The sequence below is a fragment of the Leclercia sp. GLN_9 genome (genome assembly GCF_043105735.1).
Taxonomy (GTDB): domain Bacteria; phylum Pseudomonadota; class Gammaproteobacteria; order Enterobacterales; family Enterobacteriaceae; genus Enterobacter; species Enterobacter adecarboxylatus.
The window spans coordinates 52,449-67,037 of sequence record NZ_JBICLV010000046.1 but is presented as its reverse complement, the minus strand read 5'-3'; the positions used below and the strand labels follow the sequence as shown (position 1 = coordinate 67,037).

At 55.7% G+C, this 14,589-nt stretch carries 14 protein-coding genes and 1 other RNA gene; 11 read left to right on the top strand and 4 right to left on the bottom strand.

All coding sequences use genetic code 11. From position 1 onward, the window contains the following. Window positions 1–80: 80 nt before the first annotated feature. The 4 genes from fbaA (at window position 81) to ACF8PE_RS23050 (ending at window position 3,871) form a co-directional block, all read left to right on the top strand. Window positions 81–1,160 carry a class II fructose-bisphosphate aldolase gene (gene fbaA, locus ACF8PE_RS23065; RefSeq protein ID WP_032613902.1) on the top strand — a complete coding sequence of 360 codons (1,080 nt, stop codon included), beginning with the start codon at window positions 81–83 and terminating at the stop codon, window positions 1,158–1,160. Window positions 1,161–1,346: 186 nt separating this feature from the next. After that, window positions 1,347–2,204: a small-conductance mechanosensitive channel MscS gene (locus ACF8PE_RS23060; protein ID WP_130588233.1), complete on the top strand. Its 858-nt coding sequence runs from the start codon at window positions 1,347–1,349 to the stop codon at window positions 2,202–2,204. A 138-nt stretch (window positions 2,205–2,342) separates the two neighbouring features. Beyond that, window positions 2,343–2,978 (top strand): arginine exporter ArgO, encoded by a 636-nt coding sequence (argO, locus tag ACF8PE_RS23055; protein WP_032613898.1) that lies wholly within the window; start codon window positions 2,343–2,345, stop codon window positions 2,976–2,978. A 92-nt stretch (window positions 2,979–3,070) separates the two neighbouring features. After that, on the top strand, window positions 3,071–3,871 hold the full coding sequence (locus ACF8PE_RS23050; RefSeq protein WP_117386683.1) for an oxidative stress defense protein: 801 nt from the start codon (window positions 3,071–3,073) through the stop codon (window positions 3,869–3,871). 59 nt (window positions 3,872–3,930) lie between these two features. Here ACF8PE_RS23050 and argP read toward each other — a convergent pair whose 3' ends face one another. Beyond that, a complete protein-coding gene (argP, locus tag ACF8PE_RS23045) occupies window positions 3,931–4,824 on the bottom strand; it encodes a DNA-binding transcriptional regulator ArgP (protein WP_032613896.1) in 894 nt (297 codons plus the stop codon). Between the two features lie 150 nt (window positions 4,825–4,974). Here argP and rpiA point away from each other — a divergent pair, with 150 nt between their 5' ends. Continuing rightward, window positions 4,975–5,634, top strand: coding sequence for a ribose-5-phosphate isomerase RpiA (gene rpiA / locus ACF8PE_RS23040; RefSeq protein ID WP_032613951.1), 660 nt, complete (start codon window positions 4,975–4,977; stop codon window positions 5,632–5,634). 267 nt (window positions 5,635–5,901) lie between these two features. Continuing rightward, a complete protein-coding gene (gene serA / locus ACF8PE_RS23035; protein ID WP_032613894.1) occupies window positions 5,902–7,134 on the top strand; it encodes a phosphoglycerate dehydrogenase in 1,233 nt (410 codons plus the stop codon). A gap of 90 nt (window positions 7,135–7,224) precedes the next feature. Here serA and ACF8PE_RS23030 read toward each other — a convergent pair whose 3' ends face one another. The 3 genes from ACF8PE_RS23030 to zapA form a co-directional block, all read right to left on the bottom strand. Beyond that, the gene (locus ACF8PE_RS23030) at window positions 7,225–7,821 is read right to left on the bottom strand and encodes a 5-formyltetrahydrofolate cyclo-ligase (RefSeq protein WP_032613892.1); all 597 of its coding nucleotides are present in this window, start codon (window positions 7,819–7,821) and stop codon (window positions 7,225–7,227) included. A 25-nt stretch (window positions 7,822–7,846) separates the two neighbouring features. Next, a non-coding RNA gene (gene ssrS / locus ACF8PE_RS23025) (6S RNA) lies at window positions 7,847–8,030 on the bottom strand. A gap of 41 nt (window positions 8,031–8,071) precedes the next feature. Next, window positions 8,072–8,401 (bottom strand): cell division protein ZapA, encoded by a 330-nt coding sequence (gene zapA, locus ACF8PE_RS23020; RefSeq protein WP_032613890.1) that lies wholly within the window; start codon window positions 8,399–8,401, stop codon window positions 8,072–8,074. A 166-nt stretch (window positions 8,402–8,567) separates the two neighbouring features. Between zapA and ACF8PE_RS23015 the strand changes: the two genes are divergently transcribed. The 5 genes from ACF8PE_RS23015 to gcvT all read left to right on the top strand — a co-directional run bounded on the left by ACF8PE_RS23015 (window position 8,568) and on the right by gcvT (window position 14,572). Further along, on the top strand, window positions 8,568–9,146 hold the full coding sequence (locus tag ACF8PE_RS23015) for a YecA family protein (protein WP_059307235.1): 579 nt from the start codon (window positions 8,568–8,570) through the stop codon (window positions 9,144–9,146). Window positions 9,147–9,167: 21 nt separating this feature from the next. Further along, complete coding sequence (gene pepP, locus ACF8PE_RS23010) at window positions 9,168–10,481, top strand: Xaa-Pro aminopeptidase (protein WP_392495322.1); 1,314 nt, start codon at window positions 9,168–9,170, stop codon at window positions 10,479–10,481. After that, the gene (gene ubiH, locus ACF8PE_RS23005) at window positions 10,478–11,656 is read left to right on the top strand and encodes a 2-octaprenyl-6-methoxyphenyl hydroxylase (RefSeq protein ID WP_032613884.1); all 1,179 of its coding nucleotides are present in this window, start codon (window positions 10,478–10,480) and stop codon (window positions 11,654–11,656) included. The genes pepP and ubiH overlap by 4 nt, the downstream gene beginning before the upstream one ends. Window positions 11,657–11,668: 12 nt before the next feature. Then, window positions 11,669–12,871 carry an FAD-dependent 2-octaprenylphenol hydroxylase gene (gene ubiI, locus ACF8PE_RS23000; RefSeq protein ID WP_164541031.1) on the top strand — a complete coding sequence of 401 codons (1,203 nt, stop codon included), beginning with the start codon at window positions 11,669–11,671 and terminating at the stop codon, window positions 12,869–12,871. A gap of 606 nt (window positions 12,872–13,477) precedes the next feature. Continuing rightward, on the top strand, window positions 13,478–14,572 hold the full coding sequence (gene gcvT, locus ACF8PE_RS22995; protein WP_032613879.1) for a glycine cleavage system aminomethyltransferase GcvT: 1,095 nt from the start codon (window positions 13,478–13,480) through the stop codon (window positions 14,570–14,572). Window positions 14,573–14,589 lie beyond the last annotated feature (17 nt).

Sequence of the window (14,589 nt, the reverse complement as noted above, 5' to 3'; positions counted from 1 at the left end):
GGGCAGGGAAACCTGCCCAATTTTCAGCGTGCTTTTAATAGCTCGCCCCTTTCCAAGGCCGAAGATACAGGACTCGCAACATGTCTAAAATTTTTGATTTCGTAAAACCTGGCGTGATCACTGGTGATGACGTTCAGAAGGTGTTCCAGGTAGCAAAAGAAAACAACTTTGCTCTGCCAGCGGTTAACTGCGTCGGTACCGACTCTATCAACGCCGTACTGGAAGCCGCAGCAAAAGTTAAAGCGCCGGTAATCGTTCAGTTCTCCAACGGCGGTGCTGCGTTTATCGCAGGTAAAGGCGTGAAAACTGACGTTCCTCAGGGTGCGGCAATCCTGGGCGCAATCTCTGGCGCACACCACGTTCACCAGATGGCTGAGCACTATGGTGTTCCGGTTATCCTGCACACTGACCACTGCGCGAAGAAACTGCTGCCGTGGATCGACGGTCTGCTGGACGCGGGCGAAAAACACTTCGCTGCAACCGGTAAGCCACTGTTCTCTTCTCACATGATCGACCTGTCTGAAGAGTCTCTGGAAGAGAACATCGAGATCTGCTCTAAATACCTGGCGCGCATGGCCAAAATGGACATGACTCTGGAAATTGAACTGGGTTGCACCGGTGGCGAAGAAGACGGCGTGGACAACAGCCACATGGACGCTTCTGCCCTGTACACTCAGCCAGAAGACGTTGATTACGCTTACACCGAGCTGAGCAAAATCAGCCCGCGTTTCACCATCGCTGCTTCCTTCGGTAACGTACACGGCGTGTACAAGCCAGGCAACGTGGTTCTGACCCCAACCATTCTGCGTGATTCTCAGGAATACGTTTCCAAGAAACATAACCTGCCGCATAACAGCCTGAACTTCGTCTTCCACGGCGGTTCCGGTTCTTCTGCTCAGGAAATCAAAGACTCCGTAAGCTACGGTGTTATCAAAATGAACATCGATACCGATACCCAATGGGCAACCTGGGACGGTATCCTGCAGTACTACAAAACTAACGAAGCTTACCTGCAGGGCCAGCTGGGCAACCCGAAAGGCGAAGACCAGCCGAACAAGAAATACTACGATCCACGTGTATGGCTGCGTTCAGCGCAGACCTCTATGGTGACGCGTCTGGAGCAGGCATTCAAAGAGCTGAACGCGGTTGACGTTCTGTAATTTGCGCTGCTAACAGCCTCAGAAAGCCCGCGTTAATCGCGGGCTTTTTTTATGCCTTTCAACTGTCTACGGACACTATTTATGTGATCTGTTTGGCAAAAACCCCCGCTTTTGTTTACCCTTTACTAACTTGCCTGCCTCGATGGGGGATGCATTTCTATGGTTTGCTTAGATAAGGAATATTGAATGGAAGATCTCGGTGTTGTAGATAGCATCAATAACGCGGGTTCCTGGCTGGTGCGCAACCAGGCGTTGCTGCTGAGTTATGCCGTTAACATTGTGGCGGCCATCGCGATTATCGTCATCGGTATGATCGTGGCGCGCATCATCTCTAACGCCGTTAACCGCGTAATGCGAGCGCGTCATATTGATGCCACGGTGGCAGATTTCCTCTCCGCGCTGGTGCGCTACGGTGTTATCGCGTTTACGCTGATTGCGGCCCTGGGGCGTGTTGGGGTACAAACAGCATCGGTTATCGCAGTACTGGGTGCCGCAGGTCTGGCTATTGGTCTGGCGTTGCAAGGCTCGCTGTCGAACCTGGCCGCAGGCGTGCTGTTAGTAACCTTCCGTCCGTTCCGCTCTGGCGAATATGTTGATCTCGGCGGTGTGGCCGGTACTGTGCTGCAGGTGCAGATCTTCTCTACCACGCTGCGCAGCGCGGATGGTCGTATGGTCGTGATCCCGAACGGCAAAATCATCGCCAATAACATCATCAACTTTTCCCGTGAACCGGTACGTCGTAATGAGTTCATTATTGGCGTGGCGTATGACTCTGATATCGAAAAGGTGAAGCAACTGCTCACCAACATTATCGAATCGGATGATCGCATTCTGAAAGATCGTGAGATGACCGTACGCCTGAATGAACTAGGTGCTTCATCCATCAACTTTGTGGTGCGCGTCTGGAGCAACAGCAGTGATTTGCAGAGCGTTTACTGGGATGTACTGGAACGCATCAAGCGCGACTTTGACGCCAACGGCATCAGCTTCCCATATCCGCAGATGGACGTTAACTTCAAGCGTGTGAAAGAACCGGCAGAATAACGTTTCTCCGTTACCCGGCGCGCGCAATGCGTGCCGGGCTTATTAGCTTCACTTATTACCAATTAATATTATCCATTTCCTCTTATTATCCCCCCGCAGTATAGTTTGCCCTCAGACAGTTTATTGAGATTGATCCCGATGTTATCTTTTTATATTCAAGGGCTTATGATTGGTGCGGCAATGATCCTGCCCCTCGGTCCGCAAAATGCGTTTGTAATGAATCAGGGGATTCGCCGCCAGTATCACCTGATGATTGCCTTGCTCTGCGCGGTAAGCGATATGCTTCTGATCTGTGCCGGTATTTTCGGCGGCAGCGCACTGCTGATGCAGTCACCCTGGCTGCTGGCGCTGGTGACCTGGGGCGGTGTCGCGTTTCTGCTGTGGTATGGTTTTGGTGCCCTGAAAACGGCGATGGGCAGCAATATTGAGTTGGCCAGCGCCGAAGTGATGAAGCAGGGGCGCTGGAAAATTATTGTGACCATGCTGGCGGTGACCTGGCTTAATCCACACGTCTATCTGGATACTTTCGTGGTGCTGGGTAGCCTTGGAGGGCAACTGGATGCCGAGCCGAGACGCTGGTTTGCGCTGGGTACCGTCAGCGCCTCTTTCCTGTGGTTCTTTGGCCTGGCGCTGCTCGCTGCATGGCTGGCTCCCCGTCTGCGCACCGCTAAAGCTCAGCGCATTATCAACGCACTGGTGGGCCTGGTGATGTGGTTTATCGCTTTTCAGCTGGCGAAAGAGGGGATTCATCATATTCGTGAACTATTCTACTAAGCGTTGTCTTATGGACATTCGACCAGCAGGCGCTAAGCTTGCTGGCATGCGCCCTGTTACATGGGCACTCTTCGCAACATGGAGGAATAAAAGTGAAGTTGAATGTAATCGCCCTGGCGGCATTAATGGGTTTTGGCGCAGCATCCGTTCAGGCCAGTGAACTGCCTGATAGCCCGCACATTGTGACCTCTGGTACCGCAAGCGTGGATGCGGCACCCGATATCGCAACCTTAGCCATCGAAGTGAACGTGGCGGCAAAAGATGCGGCCACCGCCAAGAAACAGGCAGACGATCGCGTTGCGCAATATCTCTCTTTCCTGGAGCAGAACGGCGTCGGTAAAAAAGACATCAATTCTGCCAACCTGCGTACCCAACCGGACTATGACTATAAGGATGGCAAAAGCATCCTGAAAGGTTACCGCGCGGTGCGTACCGTGGAAGTGACGGTGCGTCAGCTTGATAAGCTTAACTCTCTGTTAGATGGCGCGCTGAAAGCAGGTCTGAACGAGATCCGTTCTGTGTCCCTGGGTGTTGCGCAACCTGAGAAGTATAAAGATGAAGCGCGTAAAGCGGCAATTGATGATGCCGTGCGTCAGGCGCAGCAACTGGCTTCTGGCTTCAACAGCAAGCTTGGCCCGGTTTACAGCGTGCGTTACCACGTCTCTAACTATCAGCCCAGCCCGATGGTTCGCATGATGAAATCTGAAGCGGCACCGGTCTCTGCGCAGGATACCTACGAACAGCCAACGATTCAGTTCGACGATCAGGTTGATGTGGTGTTCCAGCTGGAGCCAGCTCAGGGCCAGCAGCAGAGCACGCAGGCTCAGCAAAATCAGCAGAACGAGCAGCCTCAGCAGACTCAGGAGCAAAATACGGCGACCAAAGCACCGTAAGTCTTGTTTGTCAGCACAAATACAGGCCGGGTTCGCGTTAATGCGACCCGGCTTTTTTATTAATCCTGGCGCAGGACCTTATGGCCATGGGCCAGCAGTGCATCGGTGACGTTGCGCATCATCCGGCTTTCTGGCGCAAAGCGGTGCCAGTAGAGCATACGGCGCTGGTGTAAGCCTGGCGTCAGGTCGATCAGCTCGCCGCTGTTCAGCTCTTTCTCGATCTGCAGATGTGGGATCATGCAGCAGGTCGTGCCCTGACGTGCCAGCTGCACGAAGGCTTCGGAAGAGTTAACGATATGGCAAGGTACACTGCCGGGTGGCAGGTCGAAGTTCTGCTGTAAAAATGCCTGATGCATATCATCAAGATGGTCAAAAGCCACGGCAGGCGCTTTCAGCAGGGCGGCACGGGTAACGCCGTTCGGGAAGTAACGCTCGGCAAAGGCTTTCGAGGCGACGAACAGGTAATCCAGTGCCCCCAGCTGATCCACCAGGCAGCTTGGCAGCGCCTGAGGCTGGATACTGACCGCCCCGACCACTTCACCGCGGCGCAGGCGCTCCTGGGTACGGGTTTCGTCTTCTACCTGTAAATTTAGCCGGATAGGCGAATCAGCCAGCACCGGGGCGAGGGCAGGGAGAAGCCAGGTTGCCAGACTGTCGGCGTTGACCGCCAGAGAGAGCAGCAGCGGCGTGGAGCCGGTCTGTTCATCGCCCAGCCACTCATCCTCCAGCAACTCAACCTGACGCAGCAGCGCCAGCAGCTTCTGCCCCTGTTCGGTAGGGCGCGGCGGCACGGTACGAACCAGCAGCGGCTGCCCGAACATGTTCTCAAGCTGTTTGATTCGTTGTGAAACAGCGGATTGGGTAATGCACAGCTTTTGTGCTGCGCGTTCGAATCCGCGTTCACGAATAACGGCATCAAGCGCCTGTAATGTTCTGTAGTCCGGACGTTTCATTGCTCTGGCTGACTCCCAAAAAATACGATACTTCGCACTATGACATAAATTTATGTTTGATACAGACGAAATTGGTGACCTCGCAGATCACATGGCGCAGGCGAATGCTCTATAATGCGCGTCACGCAAAATCACCACGGGCAAGAGATCATGACGCAGGATGAACTGAAAAAAGCAGTAGGATGGGCCGCTCTCCAGTATGTACAGCCGGGTACCATTGTCGGCGTGGGCACAGGTTCAACGGCAGCACACTTTATTGATGCGCTGGGCACGATGAAAGGCCAGATCGAGGGCGCCGTTTCAAGCTCCGATGCATCCACGGAAAAACTGAAAAGCCTGGGTATCACCGTGTTCGATCTGAACGAAGTTGACCGTCTGGGGATTTACGTCGACGGCGCGGATGAGATCAACGGCCATATGCAGATGATCAAGGGCGGCGGTGCGGCACTGACGCGCGAGAAAATCATCGCCTCCGTGGCAGACAAGTTTATCTGTATTGCGGATGCCTCCAAGCAGGTTGATATCCTCGGCAACTTCCCACTGCCGGTGGAAGTGATCCCAATGGCGCGCAGCGCGGTTGCCCGCGAACTGGTGAAACTGGGTGGTCGCCCGGAATACCGTCAGGGTGTGGTAACGGACAATGGTAACGTGATTCTGGATGTTCACGGTCTGGAGATCCTCGACGCCGTGGCGCTGGAAAATGCCATCAATGGCCTGCCAGGCGTGGTAACGGTAGGGTTATTCGCTAATCGTGGCGCGGATGTTGCGCTGATCGGCACCGCCGATGGCGTTAAAACCATCGTGAAATGATCTGACGGGGGGAGCCTCCCCCCGCTAACTTTTTTTGCAACAGCGATATTCGGTGACTTGTGTCACATTTCCAACCCTCTCCTGACGATCCTACCGCTTTCGTATTGCTCCACAGCATTTTTCACTGCCAATTGGCGCTGTATGACATTTCTTCAGAGTGCCGACGCAAACGTTCATATTGCTGCAATAGTTTTTTTTGATATGTTGGCGGGAGCGGATTTTAAATCAGCACAACAACAGTTCAGACAATCAGACAGGGTCGGGGAAATGGCAAAGGTATCACTGGAGAAAGACAAGATTAAATTTCTGCTGGTCGAAGGGGTGCATCAGAAAGCACTGGATAGCCTTCGTGCGGCAGGTTATACCAACATCGAATTCCACAAAGGTGCGCTGGATACCGAACAGCTGAAAGAGTCGATCCGTGATGCTCACTTCATCGGCCTGCGATCCCGTACCCACCTGACCGAAGATGTCATTGCCGCAGCAGAAAAACTGGTCGCGATTGGCTGCTTCTGCATCGGCACCAACCAGGTTGATCTCAATGCTGCCGCTAAGCGCGGTATTCCGGTCTTCAACGCGCCATTCTCCAACACCCGTTCCGTGGCGGAGCTGGTCATCGGTGAACTTCTGCTGCTGCTACGCGGCATCCCTGAAGCCAACGCCAAGGCCCACCGTGGGATCTGGAATAAACTGGCATCTGGCTCTTTCGAAGCGCGTGGTAAAAAACTGGGCATTATTGGTTACGGCCACATCGGCACGCAGCTGGGCATTCTGGCGGAATCGCTGGGGATGCACGTCTTTTTCTACGATATCGAAAATAAGCTGCCGCTGGGTAATGCCACCCAGGTTCAGCATCTCTCCGACCTGCTCAATATGAGCGATGTGGTGAGCCTGCACGTGCCGGAAAATGCCTCCACCAAAAACATGATGGGTGCGGAAGAGCTGGCGCTGATGAAGCCGGGTTCACTTCTGATCAACGCCGCGCGCGGTACGGTGGTGGATATCCCTGCGCTGTGCGAAGCTCTGAAAAGCAAACATCTGGCGGGCGCGGCGATTGACGTCTTCCCGACCGAGCCTGCGACCAACAGCGACCCGTTCACTTCGCCGCTGTGCGAGTTCGACAACGTGATCCTGACGCCACACATCGGTGGCTCTACGCAGGAAGCACAGGAAAATATCGGTCTTGAAGTGGCCGGTAAGCTGAGCAAATACTCCGACAACGGTTCAACCCTGTCTGCGGTCAACTTCCCGGAAGTCTCTTTGCCGCTGCACGGCGGGCGTCGCCTGCTGCACATTCATGAAAACCGTCCAGGCGTACTGACGGCCATTAACCAGATCTTCGCTGAGCAGGGTGTGAACATCGCGGCACAGTATCTGCAAACTAACGCGCAGATGGGGTATGTGGTTATTGATATTGAAGCGGATGAAGATGTTGCAGAGAAAGCGTTGCAGGCGATGAAGGCCATTCCGGGCACTATCCGCGCGCGTCTGCTCTACTAAGTGAGTGCCATCTGATCCCCGGCGGCGCTTCGCTTGCCGGGCCTGCGGATCTTACTGGCCGGGTAAGGCGGAGTCGCCACCCGGCTTTTTTCACCACTGCCAGATCTTCGACGGTGTCACTACCGCCGGCAGCGGAATATCCCATTTCTCCACCGGTAACTTTTCAACGCCCTGGCAATCATGTGCGTAGCCCACCGGCTGCAGGCCATGCTGCTGCCAGTTCTGCAACGTGCGATCGTAAAATCCTCCGCCCATACCTAAACGCTGACCGCTTTTATCAAAAGCCACCAGCGGCGTTACCAGCACATCCAGTTGCTCAAGCGGCAACACGTCGCGCACGTCCAGTTTCGGTTCGGTGATTTTCAGACGATTCACCACCAGTTCGCTATGAGGATGGTAGTGCAGAAACAGCAGATTTCCCGGACTGAAAGGGTGCAGTACCGGCAGGTAAACTTTTTTTCCGGTGCGCCAGAGTTCATCGATCAGCGGTTGGGTGTCAAGTTCGCCATCAAAAGATAGAAACAGGGCGACGGTGTGCGCCATTACGACGGGCGGATACGCCATCATGCGGGCCGCGGCTTGTTGCGCAAAATGGGCTTGCTGTTCAGGCGTTAAGGCTCTGCGATGCTGACGAATTAACTGACGAATGTGTTGACGTGAGGCAGGAACTTCAGGAAGTTGCGTCATGGTAGTCGCTGGGTAGAAAGGTGAGGGAATCTCCGAGATGCCGCCGCAGGCTGTAACCCTTGAACCCTTGGTTCAAGGTGAATGTGTCGTCATGATTTTAAGGCTTCTCGGACGAACCGAGCATGCTCACCAACCATGGAGCGCCACATTCTTGTGGTATGAAATATCGGCTCAGGGGACTGGCCCGCATGCGAACATCTCAGAGAAATTTTTCCTTCAGGGTCACTCTACCATAGTAGACCACGAAGTGTTATTCAAAGTTTTGCCCCGGTCTGTCTGTAATGCGACCCTGATCAAGCAATGCCTGTTCAATGGTCTGCTGGAGCATTTTAATGCGTTGTTCCATGCTCGCCGCGTAATCGCGGGTCTTCGCTTTTTCCTGAGCCAGTTCATAACTGATGTTCAACGCGGCGATGAAGACCAGTTGCTCAGTATTTGTGACTCTAGTGCGTTCTTTTAAATCTTGCAACCGCTGATTCAAATCATCCGCAGCCTGATTCAAAGCATCCCTTTGTTCAGGCGGACAATTCACTCGCAGCGAACGGCCAAAAATTTGGATATCGACGGGTTGTGCAGACATGCCACCTTCCTGCTGTTTGACTGCGCTGCCTTCACATCCGCTTCCGGGGGCTGCGAAGGGGCGACACTATAGCTACCCTGGTGCGTAGATACAAGCCCTATTCTGGTTCACCAGGGTCCAAAGTGGTAGCATACCATGAATATTCCTCCCATTGATGACGAATGCCATGTCTATACAGAACGAAATGCCTGGTTACAACGACGTTAGCCAGTTACTGAACCAGCAAGGCGTGGGGTTAACGCCGGCTGAAATGCACGGTCTGATCAGCGGGATGCTGTGTGGTGGAAACAACGACAGCTCATGGCTGCCGCTGGTTCACGACCTGACGAACGAGGGTCTGGCGTTCGGCCACGATCTTGCCCAGGCGTTGCGCAATATGCATGGCGCAACCAGCGATGCGCTCGAAGATGACGGTTTCCTTTTTCAGCTTTATCTGCCTGATGGAGACGGCGTCAGCGTATTCGACCGCGCCGATGCGCTGGCCGGTTGGGTCAACCACTATCTGTTAGGATTGGGTGTGACGCAGCCTAAGCTCGAGAAAGTGACGGGCGAAGCGGGAGAAGCGATCGACGATCTGCGTAACATCGCTCAACTGGGCTACGATGAAGACGAAGATCAGGAAGAGCTGGAGATGTCCCTCGAAGAGATCATCGAGTACGTGCGCGTTGCGTCTCTGCTCTGCCACGATACCTTTACGCGCACACAGCCCACTGCGCCGGAAGTGCGTAAACCAACCTTACACTAATAAAAACTACTGGAGGGTGTCATGACTCAGCAAGAGTATCTTCGCCGCCGTCAGGCGCTGCTGGCTACGATGCAGCCGGGCAGCGCCGCGTTGATTTTTGCCGCACCGGAAGCCACACGCAGCAACGATAGCGAATATCCGTACCGCCAGAGCAGTGATTTCTGGTACTTCACCGGCTTTAACGAGCCGGAGTCGGTGCTGGTGCTGATTAAAAGTCACGATACCCACAACCACTGCGTGCTGTTTAACCGCGTCCGGGATCTCACCGCCGAGATCTGGTTTGGTCGCCGTCTGGGCCAGCAGGCCGCGCCGGAAAAGCTGGGCGTCGATCGCGCCCTGGCGTTCAGCGAAATCAACGAGCAGCTTTACCAGTTGCTCAATGGTCTGGATACGGTCTACCACGCGCAGGGTGAATACGCTTATGCCGACGAGATTGTCTTTGCCGCGCTGGATAAGCTGCGTAAAGGCTCCCGGCAAAACCTGAAGGCACCCGCAACCCTCACCGACTGGCGTCCTGCCGTCCACGAGCTGCGCCTGTTTAAGTCAGACGAAGAGCTGGATGTCATGCGTAAAGCGGGGGAGATTAGCGCCCTGGCCCATACCCGGGCGATGCAAAAGTGCCGTCCGGGGATGTTCGAATATCAGCTGGAAGGCGAAATTCACCATGAGTTTACCCGCCACGGCGCGCGCTATCCGGCGTACAACACCATCGTTGGCGGCGGTGAAAATGGTTGCATTCTGCATTACACCGAAAACGAGTCTGAACTGCGGGATGGCGATCTGGTACTGATTGATGCCGGATGCGAATTTAAAGGCTATGCCGGTGATATCACCCGCACCTTCCCGGTGAACGGCAAATTTACCCCGGCCCAGCGCGAAATCTACGACATCGTGCTGCACTCGCTGGACACCGCGCTGATGCTGTTCCGTCCCGGCACTTCCATTCAGGATGTCACCGGGGAAGTGGTGCGGATTATGGTTAGCGGGCTGGTGGAGCTGGGTATTCTTAACGGCGACGTCGATCAGCTGATTGCTGACAATGCTCACCGTCCCTTCTTTATGCATGGCCTGAGCCACTGGCTGGGGCTGGACGTGCATGACGTGGGCGTGTATGGCCCGGAACGTTCGCGCGTGCTGGAGCCGGGAATGGTGCTGACCGTTGAACCGGGACTCTATATTGCCCCGGATGCCGATGTGCCCGCCCAGTATCGCGGTATCGGCATTCGTATTGAAGATGACATTGTGATCACCGAAACCGGTAACGAAAACCTGACGGCCTCCGTGGTGAAAAATGCCGACGAGATTGAAGCCCTGATGGCGGCGGCACGCTCATGAGCATCATCATTGTTGGCGGAGGCATGACGGGAGCAACGCTGGCGCTGACCCTCTCCACGCTGACCCAGGGTAAGCTTCCGGTCCATCTGGTGGAAGCCGTGGCACCACAATCGACCGGCCATCCGGGGTTTGATGGCCGTGCCATCGCCCTGGCGCAGGGCACCTGCCAGCAGCTGGCCCGCAGTGGTATCTGGCAGGCGATTGCCGATTGCGCCACCGCTATCGAAACCGTTCATGTCAGCGATCGGGGCCACGCCGGGTTTGTCACCCTTGAGGCGCAGGATTATCGCATTGATGCGCTGGGGCAGGTGGTCGAGCTGCACGACGTGGGGCTGCGCCTGTTCCGTCTGTTGCAGGATGCTCCAGGCGTAACGCTACATTGCCCGGCACGTGTCGAGCATTTTACCCGCAGCGAAACGTCGGTCAGCGTCACGCTGAATGACGGCACTACGCTCGATGGACAACTGCTGGTGGCGGCCGATGGCTCCCGTTCGGCGCTCGGCCAGCAGTGCGGAATTCAGTGGCAGCAACAGCCGTACCATCAACTGGCGGTGATTGCTAACGTGGCCACCGCCGAGCCGCACCGTGGCCGCGCCTTTGAACGTTTTACCCAGCATGGCCCGCTGGCCATGCTGCCTATGTCGCAGGGGCGCAGCTCGCTGGTCTGGTGCCATCCGCTGGAAAAAGCGGATGAAGTGCAGGGCTGGTCTGACGAACGCTTCTGCGCCGAACTGCAAAAAGCCTTTGGCTGGCGGCTGGGGCGTATCACCCAGGCCGGGAAGCGTTCAGCCTATCCGCTGGCATTAACCACGGCGTCGCAGTCTGTCTCCCATCGCGTCGCGCTGGTAGGCAATGCGGCGCAGACGTTACACCCTATCGCCGGACAGGGCTTTAACCTCGGGCTGCGCGATGTGATGACCCTTGCCGAAACGCTGGCGCAGGCGTTTGAACAACAGCAGGATTGCGGAGCATATCCGGTGCTGTGCCAGTATCAGAAACGACGTCAGGCAGATAAAGAGGCGACCATCGGCGTGACCGACGGGCTGGTACACCTGTTTGCCAATCGCTGGGCACCGCTGGTTGTCGGGCGTAACCTGGGGTTGATGGCGATGGAATTATTCATTCCGGCACGCGATGTGCTGGCGCAGAGGACTCTCGGTTGGGTCGCTCGCTAAGGAGTAAACAAAGTGCAGAATGTTGATGTTGCCATTGTCGGTGGCGGAATGGTAGGACTGGCGCTGGCCTGTGGTTTGCAGGGCAGCGGTCTGCGCGTGGCGGTGCTGGAGCAGAAACAGCCTCAGCCAGTCGCTTCTGATGCGCCGCCTGAACTCCGTGTTTCGGCGATCAACGCCGCCAGTGAAAAGCTGCTCACGCGGATCGGCGTCTGGTCAGACATTATTGCCCAGCGCGCCAGCCGTTATCACGGCATGGAAGTGTGGGATAAAGACAGCTTCGGGCATATCGCTTTTGATGATGAAAGCATGGGCTACAGCCATCTCGGCCATATCATCGAAAACGCCGTGATTCACCATGCATTGTGGCAGAAAGCGCAACAGTGCAGCGACGTTACCCTGATTGCCCCCGCGCAGCTGCAGCAGGTTGCCTGGGGCGAAAACGATGCGTTCATTACCCTGCAAAGTGGCGATATGCTGACTGCTCGCCTGGTGGTGGGGGCCGACGGGGCAAACTCCTGGCTGCGTAACAAAGCCGACATTCCGCTGACGTACTGGGACTACCGCCACCATGCGCTGGTGGCTACTATTCGCACCGTGGAGCCGCATCAGGCCGTGGCCCGGCAGATTTTCCACAATGATGGCATTCTCGCTTTCCTGCCTCTCAGCGATCCGCGCCTTTGCTCAATCGTCTGGTCGCTTTCACCCGAGAAGGCGCAGCAGATGCAGGAGGCATCAGCCGACGAGTTCAATCAGGCTCTGTGTATGGCCTTCGATAACCGACTGGGACTTTGCGCCGTCGAAAGCGAGCGGCAGGTGTTCCCGTTAACCGGTCGCTATGCGCGCCAGTTCGCGGCGCATCGTCTGGCGCTGGTGGGTGACGCGGCACACACCATTCATCCGCTGGCCGGGCAGGGAGTTAACCTGGGCTTTATGGATGCTGCCGAGCTGGTGAGCGAACTTCGCCGCTTACAGCGTGACGGCAAGGACATCGGCCAGCATCTTTATCTGCGCCGGTACGAGCGCAGCCGTAAACACAGTGCGGCCATGATGCTGGCAGGCATGCAGGGCTTCCGCGAGCTGTTTGCCGGTGCCAACCCGGCGAAAAAACTGCTGCGCGACCTCGGCCTGAAGCTGGCTGATACCCTCCCGGGTGTTAAGCCACAGCTCCTGCGTCAGGCGATGGGTCTTAACGATCTGCCGGACTGGCTGCGCTAAAACATACTGCATCCTTCAGGTTGCCTCTGCGTTGGCTGCGTCTGCTTACTGACCAGAATGAGCTTCTGGGGACGCTGAGGCTTGCCACGTTACCCGGCCTCGCCCCTTTAAGGCCAGTGCCAGCGTTGTTCAAAAACGTTGTAATGGTTTTTGTGCTGCAATCTGAATGACGTTGTCTATTTGACCCCCGTCACACTTTATTCTCCCGGCCTGTGGGCCGGGGGAATTCCTTCGTTTGAAATAATCTAATTTCACCGACTTTTTCGCATTAGATAATCTAATCTCTCGATTTTTATGTTACGGAAATTTCGCGCATTTTTCCGCACTAAATATCACCCTGTGCTGAATCCCATCTTCCCGGCTTTGCGTTTGTGCGGAATGTTTCGCATTTTTGTAGTGAATAACTCTGTACGCTTTGTTGGCATTTTTGACCATAAGCTAATGTGATGGCCCGTTTTTCCTTATGGTTAACCACCGTTTTCAGTGGTAAGTTCAGGTAAAAGAGAACGTTTGCGTCGGTGTCCGGGAGTGATGCCGATGCCGGGTTTTATGGTGAATTTTTCAGCATAAAACGCATGACAGCCCTGCTCATTCAACGAGGATAAGATGGCTCAACAGACGCCTTTGTACGAACAACACACCTTATGCGGTGCTCGCATGGTCGATTTCCATGGCTGGATGATGCCGCTGCATTACGGTTCGCAGATTGATGAGCATCATGCGGTGCGCACCGATGCCGGTATGTTCGACGTCTCGCATATGACCATTGTCGATCTGCACGGCAGCCGCACCCGGGATTTTCTGCGTTATCTGCTGGCGAACGACGTGGCGAAGCTCACGAAGCCGGGCAAAGCGCTCTATTCCGGCATGCTGAATGCCTCCGGCGGCGTGATTGACGACCTGATCGTCTATTACCTCTCCGATGATTTCTTCCGCCTCGTTGTTAACTCTGCCACCCGTGAAAAAGACCTCGCCTGGATCACCCAACACGCTGAACCTTATGCCATCGACATCACCGTGCGTGATGACCTGTCGCTGATTGCGGTGCAAGGGCCGAACGCGCAGGCGAAAGCCGCGTCACTGTTCAGCGATGAACAGCGCCAGGCCACCGACGGCATGAAGCCGTTCTTTGGCGTGCAGACGGGCGATCTGTTTGTGGCTACCACCGGTTACACCGGTGAAGCGGGCTATGAAATTGCGATGCCGAACGAAAAAGCGGCCGACTTCTGGCGTGCCCTGGTGGAAGCGGGCGTTAAGCCAGCTGGTCTGGGCGCGCGCGACACGCTGCGTCTGGAAGCGGGCATGAATTTGTACGGCCAGGAGATGGACGAAGGCGTCTCTCCGCTGGCGGCCAATATGGGCTGGACCATCGCGTGGGAACCGGCCGATCGCGACTTTATCGGTCGTGAGGTGCTGGAGCAGCAGCGTGAGAAGGGCACCGAGCAGCTGGTTGGCCTGGTGATGACCGAGAAAGGCGTGTTGCGCGGCGAGCTGCCGGTGCGTTTCACCGATGCCAATGGCAACCACTGCGAAGGCATTATCACCAGCGGCACCTTCTCACCGACGCTGGGTTACAGTATTGCTCTGGCACGTGTGCCGGCGGGTATTGGCGAGACTGCCGTGGTGCAGATCCGCAACCGCGAAATGCCGGTCCGCGTGACCAAACCGATTTTTGTTCGCGCCGGTAAGCCGGTCGCCTAATCATTTTTATCAGGAGA

Bases quoted from the DNA above. Each gene is read 5' to 3' on its own strand.
- fbaA (WP_032613902.1), top strand. From the start codon at position 81: ATGTCTAAAATTTTTGATTTCGTAAAACCTGGCGTGATCACTGGTGAT.
- gcvT (WP_032613879.1), top strand. From the start codon at position 13,478: ATGGCTCAACAGACGCCTTTGTACGAACAACACACCTTATGCGGTGCT.
- ACF8PE_RS23015 (WP_059307235.1), top strand. From the start codon at position 8,568: ATGTCTATACAGAACGAAATGCCTGGTTACAACGACGTTAGCCAGTTA.
- rpiA (WP_032613951.1), top strand. From the start codon at position 4,975: ATGACGCAGGATGAACTGAAAAAAGCAGTAGGATGGGCCGCTCTCCAG.
- ACF8PE_RS23060 (WP_130588233.1), top strand. From the start codon at position 1,347: ATGGAAGATCTCGGTGTTGTAGATAGCATCAATAACGCGGGTTCCTGG.
- ACF8PE_RS23030 (WP_032613892.1), bottom strand. From the start codon at position 7,821: ATGACGCAACTTCCTGAAGTTCCTGCCTCACGTCAACACATTCGTCAG.
- serA (WP_032613894.1), top strand. From the start codon at position 5,902: ATGGCAAAGGTATCACTGGAGAAAGACAAGATTAAATTTCTGCTGGTC.
- ubiH (WP_032613884.1), top strand. From the start codon at position 10,478: ATGAGCATCATCATTGTTGGCGGAGGCATGACGGGAGCAACGCTGGCG.
- pepP (WP_392495322.1), top strand. From the start codon at position 9,168: ATGACTCAGCAAGAGTATCTTCGCCGCCGTCAGGCGCTGCTGGCTACG.
- zapA (WP_032613890.1), bottom strand. From the start codon at position 8,401: ATGTCTGCACAACCCGTCGATATCCAAATTTTTGGCCGTTCGCTGCGA.
- argP (WP_032613896.1), bottom strand. From the start codon at position 4,824: ATGAAACGTCCGGACTACAGAACATTACAGGCGCTTGATGCCGTTATT.
- argO (WP_032613898.1), top strand. From the start codon at position 2,343: ATGTTATCTTTTTATATTCAAGGGCTTATGATTGGTGCGGCAATGATC.